10 protein-coding genes are annotated in these 14,383 nt (G+C 38.4%); all 10 read left to right on the top strand.

Going from position 1 to position 14,383, the window contains the following annotated elements; genetic code table 11:
• Nucleotides 1-16 precede the first annotated feature (16 nt).
• Nucleotides 17-3,409, top strand: a complete 3,393-nt coding sequence (locus E4O04_RS00485; RefSeq protein WP_253708947.1) for a UvrD-helicase domain-containing protein — start codon at nucleotides 17-19, stop codon at nucleotides 3,407-3,409.
• A 56-nt stretch (nucleotides 3,410-3,465) separates the two neighbouring features.
• Nucleotides 3,466-5,250 (top strand): phosphoenolpyruvate--protein phosphotransferase, encoded by a 1,785-nt coding sequence (gene ptsP, locus E4O04_RS00480; RefSeq protein ID WP_253708943.1) that lies wholly within the window; start codon nucleotides 3,466-3,468, stop codon nucleotides 5,248-5,250.
• On the top strand, nucleotides 5,237-6,676 hold the full coding sequence (gene der / locus E4O04_RS00475) for a ribosome biogenesis GTPase Der (protein ID WP_253708940.1): 1,440 nt from the start codon (nucleotides 5,237-5,239) through the stop codon (nucleotides 6,674-6,676). Before ptsP ends, der begins: the two co-directional genes overlap by 14 nt.
• 37 nt (nucleotides 6,677-6,713) lie before the next feature.
• On the top strand, nucleotides 6,714-7,040 hold the full coding sequence (locus E4O04_RS00470) for a MerR family transcriptional regulator (protein WP_253710875.1): 327 nt from the start codon (nucleotides 6,714-6,716) through the stop codon (nucleotides 7,038-7,040).
• Entirely contained in the window at nucleotides 7,024-8,418 is a 1,395-nt protein-coding gene (locus E4O04_RS00465; protein WP_253708937.1) for a small ribosomal subunit Rsm22 family protein, read from the top strand. The genes E4O04_RS00470 and E4O04_RS00465 overlap by 17 nt, the downstream gene beginning before the upstream one ends.
• Before the next feature lie 339 nt (nucleotides 8,419-8,757).
• A complete protein-coding gene (locus tag E4O04_RS00460) occupies nucleotides 8,758-10,242 on the top strand; it encodes an aldehyde dehydrogenase family protein (RefSeq protein ID WP_253708934.1) in 1,485 nt (494 codons plus the stop codon).
• Between the two features lie 24 nt (nucleotides 10,243-10,266).
• Nucleotides 10,267-10,875 (top strand): helix-turn-helix domain-containing protein, encoded by a 609-nt coding sequence (locus E4O04_RS00455; protein WP_002673276.1) that lies wholly within the window; start codon nucleotides 10,267-10,269, stop codon nucleotides 10,873-10,875.
• 18 nt (nucleotides 10,876-10,893) lie between these two features.
• Nucleotides 10,894-12,225 (top strand): glycine/betaine/sarcosine/D-proline family reductase selenoprotein B, encoded by a 1,332-nt coding sequence (locus tag E4O04_RS00450; RefSeq protein ID WP_253708932.1) that lies wholly within the window; start codon nucleotides 10,894-10,896, stop codon nucleotides 12,223-12,225.
• A 3-nt stretch (nucleotides 12,226-12,228) separates the two neighbouring features.
• Complete coding sequence (locus tag E4O04_RS00445; RefSeq protein ID WP_253708929.1) at nucleotides 12,229-13,548, top strand: glycine/sarcosine/betaine reductase component B subunit; 1,320 nt, start codon at nucleotides 12,229-12,231, stop codon at nucleotides 13,546-13,548.
• Nucleotides 13,549-13,598: 50 nt separating this feature from the next.
• Nucleotides 13,599-14,381: a class I fructose-bisphosphate aldolase gene (locus E4O04_RS00440; RefSeq protein WP_187115660.1), complete on the top strand. Its 783-nt coding sequence runs from the start codon at nucleotides 13,599-13,601 to the stop codon at nucleotides 14,379-14,381.
• The last annotated feature ends 2 nt before the right edge of the window (nucleotides 14,382-14,383 follow it).

Genomic DNA, 14,383 nt, shown 5'->3' with positions numbered 1-14,383 from the left:
ATTGGAGAAAATTAAGATGAATGATTATATAAAAAATATAATGGATAGTTTAAATGAAAATCAGAGAAATGCGGTAACTGTTGAAAAAAATTCGGTAATTGCAGCCGGAGCCGGATCGGGAAAAACAAAGGTGCTGGCTGCCCGTTATGTTTATTTTGTTGTTGAAAAGGGAGTAAGTGTAGAAAAAATAATAGCCCTAACCTTTACCGAAAAGGCTGCTGCAGAGATGCACAAAAGAATTTATAACGAATTAAAAAAAATAGATCATCCGAATGCAAAAACAGCTATCGAAAAATTTCATCTTGCTAAGATTTCGACAATAGATTCTTTTTGTAATTGGATAGCAAAGACTGCATGCAGGAACTTCGGTATTTCCCCTGATTTTACTATTGATAATGCCGAGTCCGAAATGTTGGCTTATCGTATAGGTTTGGATTTCTTTTTAAAAATGCGGGCCGACAAAACCATGCAATTTTTTTTAGCGGATAATGGAATAGATGATTTTGTTGCAGGCCTTTTTGCAAGATTATTAAGCAATTATGTTTTGATTTCAAAACCTATTGATTTTAAAAAAAGTTTAGAGGCTCAAATAAAATATCATGCTGAAGAAGAAAGAAAAGCCTTGTCCGAATGTTTTGATGTTTTTGAATTTATAAAAGAAAATGATCCTTCTAAAAATTTTACTGAAGAAGCTGTAAGTGCATATTCGAGTCTTTCTTATTTTCCTGAATCGGTAAAAGATGAAGCCTTTCTTAAACTGCTTCCTATTGTCGATAAAATTTCTAAAACAGCAAAAGGTAGAGGAAACGATGCCGTAAAGGAAATAAAAGAGAAATTAAAAGGCATATATGAAAAACTTGTGTGTATTTATAATTTTGAGTACTCGCGGGAGTACTTAGTTCCTTTTTTTGCCATGCTTGAAGAGCTTCAAAAAGAGTATATATATGAAAAAAAACAAAGAGGCCTTTTAACTTTTTCGGATGTGTCGCAGCTCGCCGTGGACGTTTTGATAAAGGATGTGGACTTGCGGAACTTTTATAAAAACAATGCAGAAATTATAATGATAGACGAGTTTCAGGATAACAATAGTCTGCAAAGAGACTTACTCTTTTTAATTGCCGAAAAACTTGAACGTTCCGAAAAATCTATTCCATCTCCTCAGGAACTTTGTCCGAATAAATTGTTTTTTGTAGGGGATGAAAAGCAGTCGATTTATGCTTTTAGAGGGGCTGATGTTTCCGTGTTCCGAAAACTTGCAGACGATATTTCGGATAAGGAAAGGCTTGCCGCTACAAGGCTTCTAATAAATTACCGTACGGAACCTTCTCTTATAAATTTATTTAATACAATATTTTCCAAAGTTTTTTATTCCGAGATAAATAGGCCCTTGGAAAAAGAATCATCCGTTCCCGCCTATGAAGCGGAATATGTTCCGACTGAAACGAGGGCGCCGATAAAAGAAGTTGAACCGAAAATTGAAATAATGTTTTTTGATAAAAAAAGATTTAATGCCCTAGAAGATTCAAGTGAGTTTCTTAATCCTGTAGAAACGGAAGCCTTTTATCTTGCAAAAAGAATTTTAGAATTACATAATCAAGGTTTTAAGATTAGAGACGGGAAAAATGCAAGACCTTGTTCATGGAACGATTTTGCAGTCTTGCTTAGGGCATCGACAAAACAGAGCGTTTATGAAAGAGTTTTCCGAAACTTAAGTATCCCCTATAGGAGTGTGCAACAGAGGGGCTTATTCAACGATGCCCCTATAAACGATATTTATGCTATGCTTAAAATTATAGCCTATCCTTCGGATAAAAAAACTTATGCGCAAGTTTTACATTCTCCTTTTGTAAATATCGATGATGATGCCTTTGCCGTCTTGCTTTTAAATTTTACAAGGGCCTTTGATAGTCCTTTAGCAGAAAAATTAAACGGAAAAAATAAAGAAGCATATTTGCGTGGCTGTGGCTTATTTGCAAGACTGAATGAGCTTGTTTTAACAATGACTTGTGCAGAATTGGTTACATATCTTTGGTATGATGGAGCCTATAGATATTTTTTATTGAGCAATGAAGAAAATCATCATTACATAGATTTGTATGATTATCTTTTTGAGCTCGCCTGCCAGGCAGATATAAACGGATTAACTTTTTCTCAGTTTGTAGACTCTCTCGCTTCTCATATTGAAGATAATGAAAGACTTGATGATATGGAGCTTCCCTTGGATAATGAAAAAGACTCCGTGAGATTTTTGACTGTGCATAAGAGCAAGGGCTTGGAGTTCCCCATTGTTATAGTCCCCGATTGCGGTAACAGGGGTATCCCCGAAAAAAAAGAAGGTCTTGTTTTTTATAATGAAGATATGGGTCCTGTTTTGTATTCACCGAATGCTTATTGTTTGTCGACGAAGCCCGGTAATCTTATTTTTGAGTCTTTACGCGATGAGGCTAATGCAAAACTTGTTGCCGAAACCAAGAGGCTTCTTTATGTTGCTGCTACAAGGGCAGAGTCCTATTTAATAATGAGCGGTGTGTACAATTATCTGCAAGATGAAGATTCAACAAATAAAGATAGCGAGTATTCATCTGAAAATCCGCGAAGTCTTGAAGATATAAAGGCTATGCTTAAAATTTCGGATAAGACTATAAGTTTTTTTGAATTGCTCCTACCTGCTCTTCCTAATGAACATAAAGATATTATCTTTAATGAAATTTTACCGATTGAAAGACAAAATTTATTTAATAATTTAAAAATAAAAGTGAGAGAAAAAATAAATTTTGAAGAGCTTTTTGCGTCTTCTAAGGTAAAAGAATTTACTCTTGCAGAAAAAAGAATAACAACAGCCACAGGTCTTGCGCATGAAGTAAACAAAAAGAGGAACGAGGAATCGGTTTATTCTTTTACTCCAAAAAAAGATAAAATCCTTGAGTTTTCTAAAAATATGAATGAGCAAAAAGAATTTACTGCTGCCGAGCTTGGAACTTTAGCCCACTCTCTAATTGAAGCCCGCCTTTTAAATAAAGAATTTGTTTATCCGAAAGGTCACTCCGAAACTGAAAGAAAAAAGATTTATGCTTGGGCCGATAATTTTTTTAATTCGGATATGTATGCTCTTGCCAAGGATGCCGAATACTTAAAAAGCGAATACGGCTTTTTAACTGAGTATGAGGGGCAGCTTGTAAGCGGGCAGATAGACCTTCTTTTTAAAAAAGACGAGACAGTCTATGTTGTCGATTATAAAACAGACGAAATAGAAAATCCTGAAGCACACTTAACTCAGCTGAAAATTTACAAAAAAGCCGCCTTCGATCTTACAAAAACAGAAGTGAAAACATTTATCTTCTATTTAAAAACAGGACACTGTGTTGAGCTTGAGACAGATAATGAATATCTACATAAATTTCCGGTGTAGTCTTTTTTCCCCTAATAGTTGCCAATCCCCCCATTTTCTACTATAATAAAGATAGTATGAAAAAACTTAACGGACTCATAGCTTCCGACGGTTTAGCCGCCGGGCCCTTATATTGTGTGATGGAGCAGCCTGAAACGGTGATTCCGTCTTATTCCATATCCGAAAATGAAATCGCTTCGCAAAAATCAAGATTGGCCGGAGCCGTCGAAAAGGCAAAAAACGAGCTTTCCGAATTAATCTCTTCATCTTCGGATGGGGAAAAAAGCGAAAACGACAAGACCGGCGAAGATATTATCTCTACCCACATTCTTATGCTGTCGGATACGGCCTTTTTGGATTCCGTTTTTTCCGATATCGAAAAAACAAGAATGAATGCCGAGTCCGTTTTAAAAAGAAAATTGGACGAAACCGTTGCGATGTTAAAATCAGCCGGAGATGAGTACCTGAGTGCAAGGGCTGTGGATATTCAGGATGCCTTTGAATCCGTCTTTGTCCATCTCCTCAAACAGGGGCCGAGGGATTCAAGATTTACGAAGGTTCCCAAGGGTGCGATTATTGCGGCCAAGCTGATAAAGCCCTCTGAAGCCCTCTTGGTCAAAAATGCGGGAGTGAGCGGTATAATCATGGAAGAAGGCGGCATTACCAGCCATATTTCGATTATGGCCCGCGCTTGGGATATCCCAATGCTTGTGGGCGTAAAAGATTGTATGGATTTTGCCAGAACAAATATGCCTGCAGCCCTCGATGCGGACGGCGGCTTTGTTTTGTTTAACCCTTCCAAAGCCCTCATAAAAGAATATGAGGTCCGTATCGAAAAAAGAAAGGCTGAAATTAAGGAGCTTTTGGAAGCTCAAAAAAACTATACCGAGCGGCTTTCGATCACAACAAAGGACGGAGTTAAGGTTTCGGTAAATGCAAACATTGCCTTCCCCGAAGAAATCGAAAATAAATTCGTTACCGTCTCGAACGGCATAGGCCTTTTCCGCTCCGAGTTTTTATTTTTAGAGGACGGAAAAATCCCCGATGAAGATACTCAATTTGAAGCCTATAAAAAAGTTGTTGAAGCCATGGGCAAAAAGCCCGTAGTTATCCGCACCTTTGATGTGGGCGCCGACAAGATGATTGACGAACAAGAACATTTACGCGAAAAAAATCCTCTTCTCGGATGGCGGGCAGTCCGCTATTGTATAGACAGAAAAGAGGTGTTTAAAACCCAAATCAAGGCCATCCTAAGAGCCGGAGTATTCGGAAACGTTTTTCTTTTAATTCCTATGATTTCAAACATTGAAGAAATTATCGAAGTAAAAAAAATAATTGAAGAATGTAAACTCGAATGTAATGCTGCCGGAAAAAAAATAATTGACAAGGTCAATGTAGGAATCATGGTTGAAGTTCCATCCACGGCTGTAGCTGCCGACCTCTATGCTCCGCATCTGGATTTCTTTTCTATCGGAACAAACGATCTTATTCAATACACAATGGCCGCAGACAGGGAAAACACGAAGGTTGCCTATCTTGCAAACTATTTTGAACCGGCTGTCCTGCGCCTTATCAAAAACGTTATCGATGCACAAAGGTTTATAAAGGAGCAGGAAGGGCATTTGGTTTCGATGTGCGGAGAAATGGCCTCGCATGAAGATGCGGCCTTTTTGCTTTTAGGAATGGGCTTGAGGCATTTTAGTATGCCTGCCGGAAAAATTTTAAAAATGCAAAAGTTTATGCAGTCGGTAAATGTCAAGGATGCGGAAGCCCTATACGAAGAAATTAAAACTTTAAACTCTGCAGCTGAAATAAAAGAAAAGGTAGAAAAAACATTGGAGAAATATTATGCCGAAAAATAAAGACGACTTTTTTGATGAAGAAAATATAAACAATGAGAGTTCGGAAGTTTCAGGATTTTCTCATCAAAAAAAATATAAGAACATTCCCTTGATCGCCATTGTAGGCCGCCCTAATGTCGGGAAGTCTACATTGTTTAACCGCTTTTTAAGAAAGCGCCGCTCGATCACGGATCCGACTCCCGGTGTAACCCGCGACCCTGTTGAAGCTCAGGCAATTGTAAACGGCCTTCCTGTTCTTCTTGTAGATACGGGCGGTTTTAAGCTGACTAGGAGCGGAGACAAATTTGAAGATACGATAGACGAGCTCGTTATGGAAAAAACTATTTCCACCTTAAAAAAAGCCGATAGAATTTTGCTCCTCCTTGATGCAGGACTTGCGACTGCTGAGGACGAAGAGTTTATTCAATTTTTGCGTCCCTATTTTAATAAGCTGGTTGTTGCCGTAAACAAGACCGAGGGCGGAAGGCTCATGGCGGAGGCTTGTAACTATTACTCTTACGGCTTTAAGTCCTTGACCTGCATAAGTGCAGAACACGGAGACAATATTTCAGACTTGGCTGAAGTATTGACAGAAGGACTGGACTTTAGCAAGGCAGAAGAACTTGAAGAAGATGCCGGAATAAGAATTACTATTGTCGGTAAACCCAATACGGGAAAATCGACCTTGGCAAATTATCTTACAAATTCTTCTGCCTCGATAATTTCGAATGTTGCAGGAACAACCCGCGATATTGTTGAAGGCGAATTTTTATATAAAAATAAAAAATTCGTTATTCAGGACACGGCAGGGATAAGGCGTAAGGCAAAGGTGAACGAGAATATAGAATATTATTCCGTAGTGCGTGCAATTAAAAGCATGGACAATGCCGACATAGTTTTTCACATGATAGATGTTCAAGAAGGCTTAACCGAGCAGGATAAAAAAATTATAGTGCAGGCTACCAACCGCGGACTCGGCGTTATCTTTGTTTTAAACAAATGGGATTTGATGGAGCAAACAAAGCAAGCCTTTAAGGATGAAGAAGAGCGCATAAAGGTTATGTTCGGCAAAATGGACTATGCTCCGGTACTTGCAATTTCGGCAAATGAGGGAACTGGAATTAAGGAGCTTTTAAATACTGCCGTCAAAATGTTCGAGCAGCTAAATAAAAAAATAGAAACCTCAGCTCTTAACATTGCCTTAAAAGACTGGCTTCAGGCAGCTCCTCCTCCGCAAGGCCGTCAAACAGCCTTTACCTTTAAGTACATTGTACAGACCGGTTCCCGCCCGCCTGAGTTTTTATTGTTTTCAAACAGGCCCGATTATGTAACTGAGTCCTATATGCGCTATATTCAAAATAAAATCAGAAGCGATTTGGGTTTTGAAATGATTCCCATTTTGTTAAAAGTTAAGGGAAGCCGAAAGCGCTGGGAAGAAAGGCTTTAAGGCAAAGCATCGCAAAATTAAATTTAAGGTTTTGGCAATGAAAGGTTTTTCGATAGGTGAGGTTGAAAAAATTACGGGAGTAAAGTCTCATACTCTGCGATATTGGGAAGAGAACGTCCCTATCTTGCAGCCTAAAAAAGACTTAGGCGGAAGAAGATTGTACAGCTCCCACGATTTAGGTATCATCTATCGGCTTGACTATTTAATAAATAAAAAGAAGTACACGGTTGAAGGTGCTGCCGCCGAGATAATAAATCAAAGTTCAGCACAAGGCTCGGTTACAGCGAAAATATCCGAGCTTAGGGATCAGCTTTTAAGTATCTACGAAATTATACGGGAAGAAAAAAATGACGGAACAAAATAAACCATTTTACGAAAAATTTGTAAAGAAAAATGAATCAAAATTTCATCATCAAAAGAAAAAAGAAATTGATGAAGATCCGAATAAAGAAAAAAGAACCGAAAAGAAAAACAAGCAAGAAGAATTTCCTATAAAAATTGTAAAGACAAAAAATACGGGGAAAAATATTTTTAAAGAAAATGATGAGGACACGAATCGCCTTTTAAATTCCTTTGACCTTATCATAAAAGATGCTCTTAAACTTTCTTCAAAGCAAATTTATTCGATCCCTAAGGATATCCGTATCCTCTTCCACGAGCTGACAAATGAAAGGAGCTCCAGAAAAGTAAATTACCTAAACAATCCCGTAAAATTAACGGCCTATATTTATCACTATATGTGGTGGAACTTGGTACGCATTTCAAAATTGATAGGCAATCTTGATTTTGATTTAAAGGATGGAGATGTAATTGCCGACTTCGGCTGCGGGCCTATGACCCTCATGTGTGCTTTTTGGATTGCCAAGCCTGAGCTGCGCTCAAAAAAACTTCATTGGTATTGTGCCGATATTTCGGGGAAGGCATTGGCGGCAGGAGAGGCTTTGTTTAATTCTCTTGTTGAGTTTACAAATCAAAGTAAGCGCGGAACAGAGACGGTTTCAAACTGGAAGCTCACAAAACTTAACGGCAGCTTCGGCCTTCCGCTAAAAGAGAAGATAAAGCTTTTTGTAAGTGCAAATATGTTTAACGAAATATTTTGGGATTCGTCAATTAAGGTTGAAGGCGAAGCTGAAAGAGCTGCAAAAGCAATCCTGTACTATCTTGAAAAAGACGGAGCCGCCTTGGTAATTGAGCCCGGCATACCCCTTGCCGGCGAATTCGTTTCAGCCTTACGCAAAAACTTTCTCGAGAAAAAATGCGGGATTCTTTCTCCCTGTCCGCACGCGGGAATCTGTCCTATTCCCGGGAAAAAAGTATCTGAAAAAAACGATATAAAATATCCTATAGCTTCGGACAAGTGGTGTCATTTTTCTTTTTATGCAGATGACGCTCCTTCTAAACTTGTTGAACTTTCCGAAGCCGCAAAGCTTGAAAAGACCAGAGCAAGCCTTTCTTTTATATATTGCAGAGGAGGAGAAGAAAAAAAAGAAAAGCAGGCTGAGTCGAAAAAGGGAAAAAAAGACTTCCTTGCACGCATAAGCTCCGAAATAATAAAGCTTGACGATGGAAAGATCGGCCGTTACGCCTGTTCCGAAAAAGGCTTTTTACTTTTAACCGAAAAAAAAGGCTCTCGGTCAAAGCTTAAAGAATATGTAGACGGCTCTCTTATAAAAATTGAAGATGAAAAAATAAACCGGTTCTTCCATGACAGAAAAACCGGCGCTTTGATTATAAGAGTTTAGAGCCGGCATGGAATTATAACCTTTTTATATGCGAAATTTTCTAAAACCTAAAGCACTGATAGTTCTATAAATAGTATTATCATAATAAATTATTATAGTTTTCTTATTTGCTGCGAAGATTTATCTTAAAAAGCAAAAAATTTAAAGTATATTCAATTAAAATTTCTAAAATATCAATTTTTAGCTGTAATAAAGTTGTTCAATTGACGTAAATTGTCATAAATATAAAAAAAATATTTTTTTTCTTGACATAATGAATTATAGGTTTTATACTATTAATAGGATGTTCTATTAATAGGATATAATAGAAAAGTAAAATTTGTTAAAAAGGAGATAAAAATGGAAGCCTTAAAGTATGTTAAGAAAGAGCCTTATCAGCTGTTTATTGACGGTAAATATATTCCGTCAGAGAATGGATCTATTGTTGATGTAATTAACCCTGCCAATAATTTACCTTTTGCTAAAGCCTATCGAGGCACAAAAGCTGATTGCGAAAAAGCAATTTCTGCAGCAAGAAAAGCCTTTGATGAAGGCCCCTACAGAAAAATGTCTGCAAAAGACCGTAGTAAATTATTATTAAAGGCTGCTCAAATTCTTGAACGGCGTGCTGAAGAATTTGCAGTTATTGAAACGCTTGAATGCGGTAAGAATTATAGTGCATGCCGCTATTGGGAAGTACCGATGGCCATTGATTCATTTGAATTCTTTGCAGGAAAAGCAAGGTGCTTGGATGGTAAAGTGGTACCGAGTGAATATGGAACTCTTAACTATGTAACATGGAATCCTTGCGGAGTAGTAGGAGAGATTCTCCCATGGAACGGTCCATTTCTTATGGGATGTCAAAAAGTAAATGCAATTTTAGCAGCCGGTAATACCGTTGTAATTAAACCACCAAGTTGGGGTGTGTTGTCAATGATTCTTATGGCAAGTGTTTATGAAGAAGCCGGTTTTCCTTCCGGTGTCGTTAATGTAGTGACCGGCTCAGGTGCTGAAGTAGGAAACTGTCTAGTTGAGAGTGAGCTTGTGGATATGGTATCGATGACAGGCGGGGTAGAGACAGGCCGTGAAATAATTGCGCATTCTGCAAAATTGGTAAAAGATATTGCCCTGGAACTGGGCGGTAAAAGTCCTAACATCTTTTTTGAAGATGTTGATATTGAGCAAGCAGCGCGTTTTGCCGTGTATGGTTTTACTAATCATGCGGGTCAGATATGCGTATCCGGGACAAGGATTTTAGTACAACGCCGTATATATGAACCCTTTATCAAAGCGATGGTTGAGGCAGCAGTTAAATTAAAACCGGGAGATGGGTTTGATCCTTCTGCAAATATGAACACCTTAATATCTCGGCAACATGCAGATACTGTATGGGAATACATTGAAAAAGGTAAAAAACAAAATGCAAGACTAGTTTTAGGAGGAGTTCCATATTCGGACCCTTCCTTAAAGAAGGGCAATTTTATTCCGCCGACTATTTTTGCAGATGTTACACCTGAAATGGATATATTCCAAAATGAGATATTTGGTCCTGTTGCTTGTGTTACACCCTTTGACACAGAAGAAGATGCTGTTTCTTTGGCAAATGCAACTAAGTATGGCCTAGCCGGAGGGGTATTTACAAAAGATATAAAGAGGGCGATTCGTGTGGCAGACAGAATAAATAGCGGTCAGATTTATATAAACAATTATTTTAGTAAGGGTATGATTGAATCACCCGGTACCGGATGGAAAGAAAGTGGGATAGGGATAGCAGGTATACATAAATATATGATTTCAAAAACCGTATTTGTTGAAACCATTGATAATGTGTTGCCTCCTATTTGATAAGGCTATAAGGGGCAGGTATTTATGGAAGAAGATATTAAACAAAAAGAAGAGTCAATAGATATTTCTATAGGTTCTAAAATTCGAGCTCTTAGAAAAGTGCGTAGTATTTCATTACAACAAATGGCAAAAGATCTTGGTATGAGTTATTCTTACCTTTCAGGTTTAGAGAATGATAAATATTCGGTTTCCATCACAAATTTACAAAAAATTGCAAGTTATTTTAAAGTTAATCTTGTTTCTTTTCTTACACCTAACGGACCTGTGCCGAGGGTCTTTCGTAAAAAAGACTTGTATAGTAATGCCAATACTTACGATAACATTGCATATAAAGTTATCACCCCGGAAAGCTATACCCATTTGCAGGTTAGTTATGCTTATTTACCTCCTAATGAACCGTCTGAACGAAACATTCACAAGCATGGTGAGGGACAAGAAATGGTTTTAGTATTAGACGGCTGTGTTTGTGTGATGGTAGAAGCCGAAAAATTTAAAATTGAACAGGGTGACTGTATTATTTTTGATTCTGACGCTGAGCATTTAATTTATACTGAAGAACAACCTGCTACTTTGGTGATAGTATCAAGTCCTCCTTATGGACAGCAAATACTACCTGAAAAGAAGAAGCCGTAAAGCAATAGGAGGATATAGATGATATATAAGGCTATTCATTATATAAATCAGTTTTATGCCGGTATAGGTGGTGAATCATCGGCAGACTCCGTTTTCATTGTTTTGAAAGACAAAAAGGGTCCTGCTATCGGCTTAGAAGACTTATGGCATGGAAAGATGATTGTGACAAAAGTTATTTGTTGCGGAGATAATTATATAAATCTTGATAGGAATTTTGAAGAAGTATGTAGGCAGCTGAAAAAAATTGTAGAAGAAGAAAAACCTGATGTCTTAATTGCAGGTCCGGCATTTAATGCCGGAAGATATGGTATGGCTTGTGCTAAAATATGTGACTATGCTCGGAGTAATCTGAACCTTCCGTCTGTTACGGCTATGTGGCACGAAAATCCCGCTGTTAAAATATATGTTAGAAATAATTATATAATAAGCAGTACAGAAACTGCTGCAGGGATGCACAAAACATTGCAGGACTTAGCTGAACTTGCCTTAAAACTTGCTAAGAAGGAAAAAATAGGTCCTGCCCGTATTGAAGGATATTTACCGACAGGGCATCGCTATAATGAATACCATAAAAAAACCGGTGCTGAAAGAGTGGTGGATATGTTGTTGGATAAGTTAAATGGCCGGCCCTATCAAACTGAGGTTCCCTTACGGGGGTTTGAGAGAGTTCCTCCTGCTCCGCCTATTCATAAAATGAACAAAACAACTATAGCATTATTTACTACCGGCGGATTAGTTCCTATTGGAAACCCTGATAAACTCAAGCAAGCCTTTGCTGAGGATTTTAAAGTCTACGATATTTCTAACCGCGATACCTTGCCGCAAGGGGTATATGAGTCCATTCATGGGGGATATGATACTACAGCAGCATCTGCAGAGCCTAATAGATTGATTCCCTTAGATGCTTTAAGACAATGTGAAGCCGAAGGTATTATTGGGGGAATATATCCTTACTTTGGAACGACATGCGGTGTTGGTACAAATGTGGCTGTTAGTGAGTCCATGGGCAAGGCTTGGGCAAGGAAAATTAAAGAAGAAGGTGTAGGTGCTGTAATTTTAACTAGTACGTGAGGAACCTGTACACGTTGCGGTGCAACGATTTGCAAAGAATTGGATCGTGTCGGTATTCCAAACGTACATATAAACGCATTTACGTCCATATCTGAAAGTGTTGGGGCAAACCGAATTGTTTTTGGCGGTGGATTTACTGCACCTGTAGGTAATCCTATGCTCCCTCTTGAACGCGAGACGGCATACAGACGTAAAATTGTTGATAAAGCTTTAGAAGCCTTGCAAACAGAAGTCTTATCACCTACTGTTTTCACTGTAGACCATGATAAGGAGGGATAAAATATGGATGATATGGTTTTAATTCGTCAGTATTTTGATGTTAAAGATGTTAAGTTTGGGGATAAATGCTGCTTTTCTGATGGAATTTTAACAATTTCCGAGGATGAATTGAATGAAGTTGCCAAAGACTTATTTAACGCTGTTAAAGGGTTTAGATTGGAGATTACCCATCCCGGAGAAAATGCTCGAATAATTCATGTTTTAGATACACTTGCTTCTATGGTAAAGCTTGAAGGAGAAGGACAGCAATATTCCGGTTTTTTTGGAACACCTTTTACTGTAGGGCGTGGCATAACAAATATCTTTTCAGGTTTTTCAGTTATGGAGAGTGCTGCTCTTCCATGGGATGAGACTAATGCATCAAGCGGGTTACTGTATCCGCGTGATGCTATAATTGAAATAGCCGGAGACTATGCTCAATATACTCCATTTTCTGAAATGCACAATCTAGTGATAGTATATGATTTAAATGAAGGAAAATCTGCAATGGAATATGACAATGATATCCGTCTGATAGCCATTAAAATATCTACATATCTTGCGGAGCTTACCAGAACTCTTAAACCTGATCGTACCGAAACATTTCAAACTTTACAAAATAACAGCTCTCTTCCAAATGTTGTTTTGGTATGGCAATGCCAAAATCAAGGGCCATATGCTAATACTTTTTTATATGGACTGCCTATTTATGATATTGTCCCGACTATCCTACATCCTAATGAGATGCTTGATGGTTGTATAGTAAGCGGTAATTATGTTTGGCCGGCTTTTAAGGTACCGACATATTTACATGTTAATCATCCGATTTTATTGGATTTATATCGCCGGCATGGTAAGGACTTATGGTTTAAAGGAATTATTTTATGCCGTAGCCATAATCCAAGTAACTGGCATAAGCAAAGATGTGCCAGTCATTGCGTTAAACTCGCACAGATACTTAAAGCGGACGGATTAGTAATGGCGTGGGAAGGCGGCGGAAATGCCTGCCTTGACGGTATGTATACTATTCAAACAGCAGAAAACCATGGAATTATGGCTTCAACGATTACATTTGAATTTGGAGGGAAAGACGGCACTGAAGGCGTTTTGCTTGTTGATCACTTTCCGGAAGCAGATGCAGTTTGTACAGGAGGTTCTATTGAAAAACCTGTATATCTCAAACAGGTTAAGCGTGTTGTTGGAGGAGATACATTTCGGCTTAATAAAGAATCCGGAGGTTTTTTCCCTCCTTCAAATAATGAATTGGTTTTGGATAATACAACACATCTTTATTTAGGCGGAAATCAGTGCGGCTATAGCAGAATATTTGCTGAAGCTTACTGATCCTTATATAGATTTGATTTAAATTCATCTTTAAGATGAAAGGAGGAATTATGAAGCGAAGAATGAACAACATTTTTCGTAGTGACGGAAAGGCTTTTGTGCTTGCTTTAGACCATGCAGCAATGATGCCGTCTCCGGATTTACATGATGCCGGCCGAGTGATACGTGAAGCAGTATCCGGAGGGGCTGATGCCTTTTTGACGACTTATGGTATGATAAAAAATTTCCAAAAAGAATTTGGAAATACCGGTCTTATCATGAGGGCGGATGGAGGCATCTCTTCATTACGAAAGCCTATGGATCGGCTGGATCTATTGTATTCGGCAGAAGATGCTGTAAGAGTTGGAGCTGATGCTATGCTATGTATGGGTTATCCGGGCTCTACGGATAATGAGCATAGCCTTAAATATCTTGCAAAACTTTGTGCAGACGGAGAAAAATTCGGTCTACCCATAGGAGCTGAAATGCTTCCGTTTGGATTTGAAAAGCATGAAGGCATTGATACCCGCTCAATCGACAATATAAAATTCGCCTGCCGCCAAGGAGCTGAACTTGGAGCCGATTTTATCAAAACCGAGTTTGTAGGCAAGGATGATTTTATTGGAGTTACCGAAAGCTGCTTTGCTCCCATTTTGGTTCTTGGAGGAAGCAAAGCAAAATCTGAAGAAGAGATTTTTTTGGATATTAAATCTGCACTGGAAGCAGGGGCAAAGGGGATAATTATGGGGCGGAATATATATCGCCATTCCAATATTGCTCGTTTTTGTGAAGCGATATCTATTGTCATTCATGACGATGCTTCTGTTGCCGAAGCTCTTTCCATATTGAAATAGGA

Origin of the sequence: Treponema sp. OMZ 799 (genome assembly GCF_024181365.1) — a bacterium.
Taxonomy (GTDB): domain Bacteria; phylum Spirochaetota; class Spirochaetia; order Treponematales; family Treponemataceae; genus Treponema_B.
Note: the sequence above shows the minus strand (reverse complement) of the source record. Positions and strands in the feature narration are given on the sequence as shown.